Genomic DNA, 5,548 nt, shown 5'->3' with positions numbered 1-5,548 from the left:
GCGGGAAGCGAGCCCTAAGATGAGTCATCCCTAGGAATTTAATTCCTCTAAAGAGCCGTTCGAGACTAGGACGTTGATAGGCATGGTGTGTAAGCGTTGTGAGGCGTTGAGCTAACATGTACTAATGACTCGAGAGGCTTAACCATACAACCCAGATGGGTTTTACAAAGAAGCCTTAGACAGAATATCGACACTTGATAAAGTTAAAGACTCAACAGAAAATCAGCTTTCCGAATTATTATTAACGTGGTCCAGAGATGGACACGGTAATAAACAGAATTTGCTTGGTGACAATAGCCTTGTGGAACCACCTGATCCCATCCCGAACTCAGAAGTGAAACGCAAACGCGCCGATGGTAGTGTGGGGTCTCCCCATGTGAGAGTAGGTCATCGCCAAGCATCCAAATAAACACAAAAGCCCTAGCCTAAACCGCTAGGGCTTTTGTGTTTATACGCTCCGCGAAAACTTATCTCGATGTCAACCCGCCGCTAAGCGGGGTCCCCAGCTGCGCAATACATTGCTCCGCGCGACACATCATCAAAATGCTGCGCATTTTAGGCAATGATGACTCGCCCCCATGTATCCCCTTCGGGGATAAAAGAAAGTAGTTCATCGCCAAGCGCCTAATTATCTCATTGAGATGTAACCAAGCCAGCTGAATAAGCTGGCTTTTTTGCATTCGCAATTTGTTAATTGGAGTGATTTTCCTGCTTTTTTCTCTGTTCTTCATTCAGTCATCTTCTCTAGCATGAGCTGCAATCCTCGCTTTTAGCAGTTACAATACGTTTTTGTCGTCATTGAACAAACACATGTCTCTATTTCATAGCCTTCAATCATTTAATTCCTTTGGTTTGGCCCAGTCTTGCGCGGATCTTGTTGAGGCGCACTCAAAAGAAGCTGTTAAGGCGATCTGTCTGCCGCTATGGCAGCAACAATTGCCTATGTTGGTGCTTGGTGGTGGTAGCAATCTGGTCTTTACGGAGGACTTTAACGGCACAGTTGTCAGGATTTTATCGAAAGGGATAAAAGTATCTGAAGACACAGAAGCGTTTTATCTCTATGTTGAGGCGGGTGAGAATTGGCACGAGTTAATTCAGTTTACGCTCGAGCATGGCATGTTTGGGCTGGAGAATATGGCATTAATTCCTGGGACGGTTGGTGCAGCACCTATTCAGAATATTGGCGCTTATGGTGTTGAACTATGTGATGTGTGTGATTGGGTTGAGTATCTTGATTTACCCTCAGGTGAGTTTGTGCGCATCAGCACAGCTGAGTGTCAATTTGCTTACCGTGAGTCTATTTTCAAAGACAAATTGCGCAATCTCGCTGTAGTCACAGCTGTTGGGCTGCGCTTAGCTAAACGTTGGCAACCGCGTTTAGTCTATGGTCCATTGCAATCGTTTGATCCTGCAACCGTTACAGCGCATGAGATTTTTGCGCGCGTATGCCAAGTACGAAGTGAAAAGCTTCCTGATCCCGCAGTGCTCGGCAATGCAGGCAGTTTCTTTAAAAACCCCATTGTAAGCGCAGCCTGTTATCTCGATTTAGCACAGCGTTTTCCGACGATAGTGGGCTACGCACAAGCGGATGCAACAGTGAAATTGGCTGCAGGCTGGTTGATTGAACAAGCGGGACTGAAAGGTTTTGTGCTCGGCAATGTGGCAGTGCATGACAAGCAAGCCTTAGTGTTAGTGAATCGAGGCGGAGCAACGGGGCATGATATTTGCCGCCTAGCACTGCATGTTATTGCGCAAGTACAGGATAAATTTGGTGTCGAGCTAGAAGCCGAGCCTAGAATCATCGGGGCTAATGGCGAAGGAGATTTGCATGTCTGATCATTGGGGAAGAAAACGCCAGATATTAGCTTTATTATCTAGCGGGCAATTTGTTTCTGGCGAGCAGTTAGCCACTGAACTTGGGATTTCGCGTGCCGCAGTGAATAAGCACATCGATGCACTAGAAACCTATGGTGTGGCAATTTATAGCGTCAAAGGTCGCGGCTATAAGTTAGCGAATCCTATTTCTTTGATTGATGCTTCACGTTTAGTGCAATCAATTGATAATCGTTGCTTTTACTTTGATGAGATAGCAAGCACCAACGGCTTTATGCTGGACCATACTACTGAATTGAAGAATGGTGATGTGTGTGTGGCAGAGTATCAATCCGCAGGTCGTGGTCGTCGAGGCAGGACTTGGGTGTCGCCCTATGGGCATCACTTATATTTCTCGCTGTTTTGGACTTTCCCGCAGGGAATGGCGCAGGCAATGGGATTAAGTTTAGTGGTGGCCTGTACATTGGTTGAAGTGCTTAAATCTTTTGGCGTCGAGAATATTGGTGTTAAGTGGCCCAATGACATCTATTTGGATAACAAGAAGCTTGCCGGGATCTTGATTGAAATGTCGGGGCAGGCTGATAGCCTGTGCCAGCTTATCATAGGTGTTGGTGTCAATATGGCTATGTCAGAGGAACAAGGTAAAGGTATCGATCAGCCTTGGAGTGATTTGTCAGAGTTGGTCGACATGCCTGACAAGACGGCGCTTGTTATTGCATTACAGAAGCAGCTTAAGCGTGATATTCAGTTATTTGAGCGTGAAGGATTAGCTGCATTCAAGACTCGTTGGCAAGCCGCAGACTTATTTTATGGCCGTGAAATACGTTTGCTTATGGGGGAAAAGTCTGTCGAAGGAATTTGTCGAGGCGTTGATGAGCAAGGTGCGGTATTGCTCGAAACCGCCGACGGTGTTCAAGCATTTATCGGCGGTGAAATTAGCTTAAGGGCACGCTAAGTACCCAAGAGTCAATTTTACATAAAGCTATTTGCGCATCAGCACGTGGGACATCAAATGATCCTGACCTTTCTGCAGGATCAAATGGGCTCTTTCACGGGTCGGTTGAATGTTAAGTTGTAGGTTTGGACCATTGATTGTGTCCCAAATATTGGCGGCAATCGTATTGGCCTCATCATCGGTTAGCGTCGAATAGTGATGAAAATAAGATTTTTTGTCACTGAATGCACCAGAGCGGAACTGCAAGAATCGTTCTTTATACCATTGTTTTAGCAAAGGTTCTTCTGCATCGACATAAATAGAAAAGTCAACAAAATCGGAGACGAAAGGACGACGGGTATCAACGGGGGAGTCGAGTCCAGTCTGCAATACATTCAAGCCTTCTAAAATTAAGATGTCTGGCTGAGAAACGGTTTGATGCTGATTTTTAACGCGGTCATAGGTGACGTGTGAATAGATAGGGGCTTTCACATGTGGCTGACCGGATTTCACGGCGGAGATAAACTCAACCAGCATTTTCATATCGTAACTTTCTGGAAATCCCTTACGCTGTAATAGTCCTTTACGTTTTAAGTCCGCCAGAGGATACAAAAAACCATCTGTTGTCACTAAATCAACTTTTGGGTGTTCAGGCCAGTGCCGTAGTAAAGCTTGCAAAATACGTGCTGTGGTGCTCTTTCCGACGGCGACACTACCAGCAATACTAATGATATAAGGACTTTTTGATGGTTTTTGACCGAGGAATTCATCAACCACTAAACCTCGTTGTTGCTTAGCTTTAACGATCAAATTCAGTAGCCGGCTAAGGGGAAGATAAATATCGGTCACTTCCGATAAGGAAATCTTTTCATTTATGCCTCTAAGGTTCTCCAAGTCTTGCTCACTCAGTGTCAACGGCACTGAATCTCGTAACTCAGACCATTGCAGGCGCTCGAAGGCGAGATAGAGTGCTTTTTGAATTGAATTTTTAGAAGTCATTGGCTTTCCTCAGCTTAGGAAAGGCACAGTACACTATGAGATTATTTGGAACAATACTAAATGGGTGATTGCAGTCGTGTTTCCGTTACCGTTTGATGTATTCGCTGTTTAATTGGCCGTCAAAGTTGGATAACGTGTAAAAAAACACCGTTCAAGCGCTTTTTTTACGTAAATAGGCGTTTTTTACTTGCACTTGGGAGCGCATTTACCTAATATCCCGTTCCGAAATGATAATGCCGGCATAGCTCAGTTGGTAGAGCAACTGACTTGTAATCAGTAGGTCCCGAGTTCGACTCTTGGTGCCGGCACCATTTTCTGTGGAGGGGTTCCCGAGTGGCCAAAGGGATCAGACTGTAAATCTGACGGCTCAGCCTTCGAAGGTTCGAATCCTTCTCCCTCCACCACTTTTTTCTAGGTAGTTAGGTAGCCTTAGTTAGGTTGCGCGGACATCGTATAATGGTATTACTCCAGCCTTCCAAGCTGATAACGCGGGTTCGATTCCCGCTGTCCGCTCCAAATTAGTTGCTGATATGGCTCAGTTGGTAGAGCACACCCTTGGTAAGGGTGAGGTCGGCAGTTCGAATCTGCCTATCAGCACCAGCCTCTCTAAATTTAGCTCCTACGCCTAAACATAATCTGTTCGATGTCATTTTAATGCATCGGATTTTTTCTATATGTTAGTTTTCATCACCAAGAATCTTGGACTGAGGCATTACCATGGCTAAAGCTAAATTTGAACGTATTAAGCCCCATGTAAACGTGGGCACCATTGGTCACGTTGACCATGGTAAAACCACACTGACTGCAGCTATCTCTCACGTACTGGCTAAGACCTACGGTGGCGAAGCTAAAGACTTCTCTCAAATCGATAACGCTCCAGAAGAGCGTGAGCGCGGTATTACGATCAATACCTCTCACATCGAATATGACACGCCTTCACGTCATTACGCACACGTAGACTGCCCAGGCCACGCTGACTATGTTAAAAACATGATCACTGGTGCTGCACAGATGGACGGCGCGATTCTTGTAGTTGCCTCTACAGACGGTCCAATGCCACAGACTCGTGAGCACATCCTGCTTTCTCGTCAGGTTGGCGTACCTTTCATCATCGTGTTCATGAACAAATGTGACATGGTAGATGACGAAGAGTTACTGGAATTGGTTGAAATGGAAGTGCGTGAACTTCTGTCAGAATACGATTTCCCAGGTGATGATTTACCAGTAATCCAAGGTTCAGCTCTGAAGGCCCTAGAAGGTCAACCAGAGTGGGAAGCTAAGATCCTTGAATTAGCCGCAGCACTGGATTCTTACATTCCAGAACCACAACGTGATATCGATAAGCCGTTCCTACTGCCAATCGAAGACGTATTCTCAATTTCAGGCCGTGGTACAGTAGTTACTGGTCGTGTTGAGCGTGGTATTGTTAAAGTGGGTGACGAAGTTGAAATCGTTGGTGTTCGCACAACGACTAAAACAACGTGTACTGGTGTAGAAATGTTCCGTAAACTGCTTGACGAAGGTCGTGCAGGTGAGAACTGTGGTGTGTTATTACGTGGTACTAAGCGTGATGACGTAGAACGTGGTCAAGTATTGGCTAAACCAGGTTCAATCAACCCACACACGACTTTTGAATCAGAAGTTTATGTTCTGTCAAAAGAAGAAGGCGGACGTCACACTCCATTCTTCAAAGGCTACCGTCCACAGTTCTACTTCCGTACAACTGACGTAACCGGTACTATCGAACTGCCAGAAGGCGTAGAGATGGTAATGCCTGGCGAC

Annotated in this window: 4 protein-coding genes, 4 tRNA genes and 2 rRNA genes; 9 read left to right on the top strand and 1 reads right to left on the bottom strand. The window is 45.7% G+C overall.

Translation table 11 applies throughout. The features are described from left to right. From L5M28_RS23710 to birA, 4 genes are all read left to right on the top strand, one after another. Nucleotides 1-146, top strand: a 23S ribosomal RNA gene (locus L5M28_RS23710); the annotation flags it as partial. 137 nt (nucleotides 147-283) lie between these two features. After that, a 5S ribosomal RNA gene (gene rrf, locus L5M28_RS23705) occupies nucleotides 284-399 on the top strand. Between the two features lie 411 nt (nucleotides 400-810). Further along, the gene (murB, locus tag L5M28_RS23700) at nucleotides 811-1,836 is read left to right on the top strand and encodes a UDP-N-acetylmuramate dehydrogenase (RefSeq protein WP_263198549.1); all 1,026 of its coding nucleotides are present in this window, start codon (nucleotides 811-813) and stop codon (nucleotides 1,834-1,836) included. Then, complete coding sequence (gene birA, locus L5M28_RS23695; RefSeq protein WP_168827728.1) at nucleotides 1,829-2,788, top strand: bifunctional biotin--[acetyl-CoA-carboxylase] ligase/biotin operon repressor BirA; 960 nt, start codon at nucleotides 1,829-1,831, stop codon at nucleotides 2,786-2,788. Before murB ends, birA begins: the two co-directional genes overlap by 8 nt. Nucleotides 2,789-2,815: 27 nt before the next feature. Here birA and coaA read toward each other — a convergent pair whose 3' ends face one another. Beyond that, nucleotides 2,816-3,766 carry a type I pantothenate kinase gene (gene coaA / locus L5M28_RS23690; RefSeq protein ID WP_105251027.1) on the bottom strand — a complete coding sequence of 317 codons (951 nt, stop codon included), beginning with the start codon at nucleotides 3,764-3,766 and terminating at the stop codon, nucleotides 2,816-2,818. A 235-nt stretch (nucleotides 3,767-4,001) separates the two neighbouring features. On the opposite strand from coaA, the gene L5M28_RS23685 reads away from it, so the two are divergent. From L5M28_RS23685 to tuf, 5 genes are all read left to right on the top strand, one after another. After that, nucleotides 4,002-4,077 (top strand) — tRNA-Thr (locus L5M28_RS23685). An 8-nt stretch (nucleotides 4,078-4,085) separates the two neighbouring features. After that, a tRNA-Tyr gene (locus L5M28_RS23680) sits at nucleotides 4,086-4,170 on the top strand. A gap of 38 nt (nucleotides 4,171-4,208) precedes the next feature. Continuing rightward, nucleotides 4,209-4,282 (top strand) — tRNA-Gly (locus tag L5M28_RS23675). A gap of 8 nt (nucleotides 4,283-4,290) precedes the next feature. Continuing rightward, a tRNA-Thr gene (locus L5M28_RS23670) sits at nucleotides 4,291-4,366 on the top strand. 117 nt (nucleotides 4,367-4,483) lie between these two features. After that, a partial coding sequence (tuf, locus tag L5M28_RS23665; protein WP_263204481.1) for an elongation factor Tu occupies nucleotides 4,484-5,548 on the top strand: 1,065 nt, incomplete at its 3' end.

Origin of the sequence: Shewanella sp. SW32, assembly GCF_025653365.1 — a bacterium.
Classification (GTDB): Bacteria; Pseudomonadota; Gammaproteobacteria; order Enterobacterales; family Shewanellaceae; genus Shewanella; species Shewanella oncorhynchi.
This window is presented reverse-complemented; position numbering and strand designations above follow the sequence as displayed.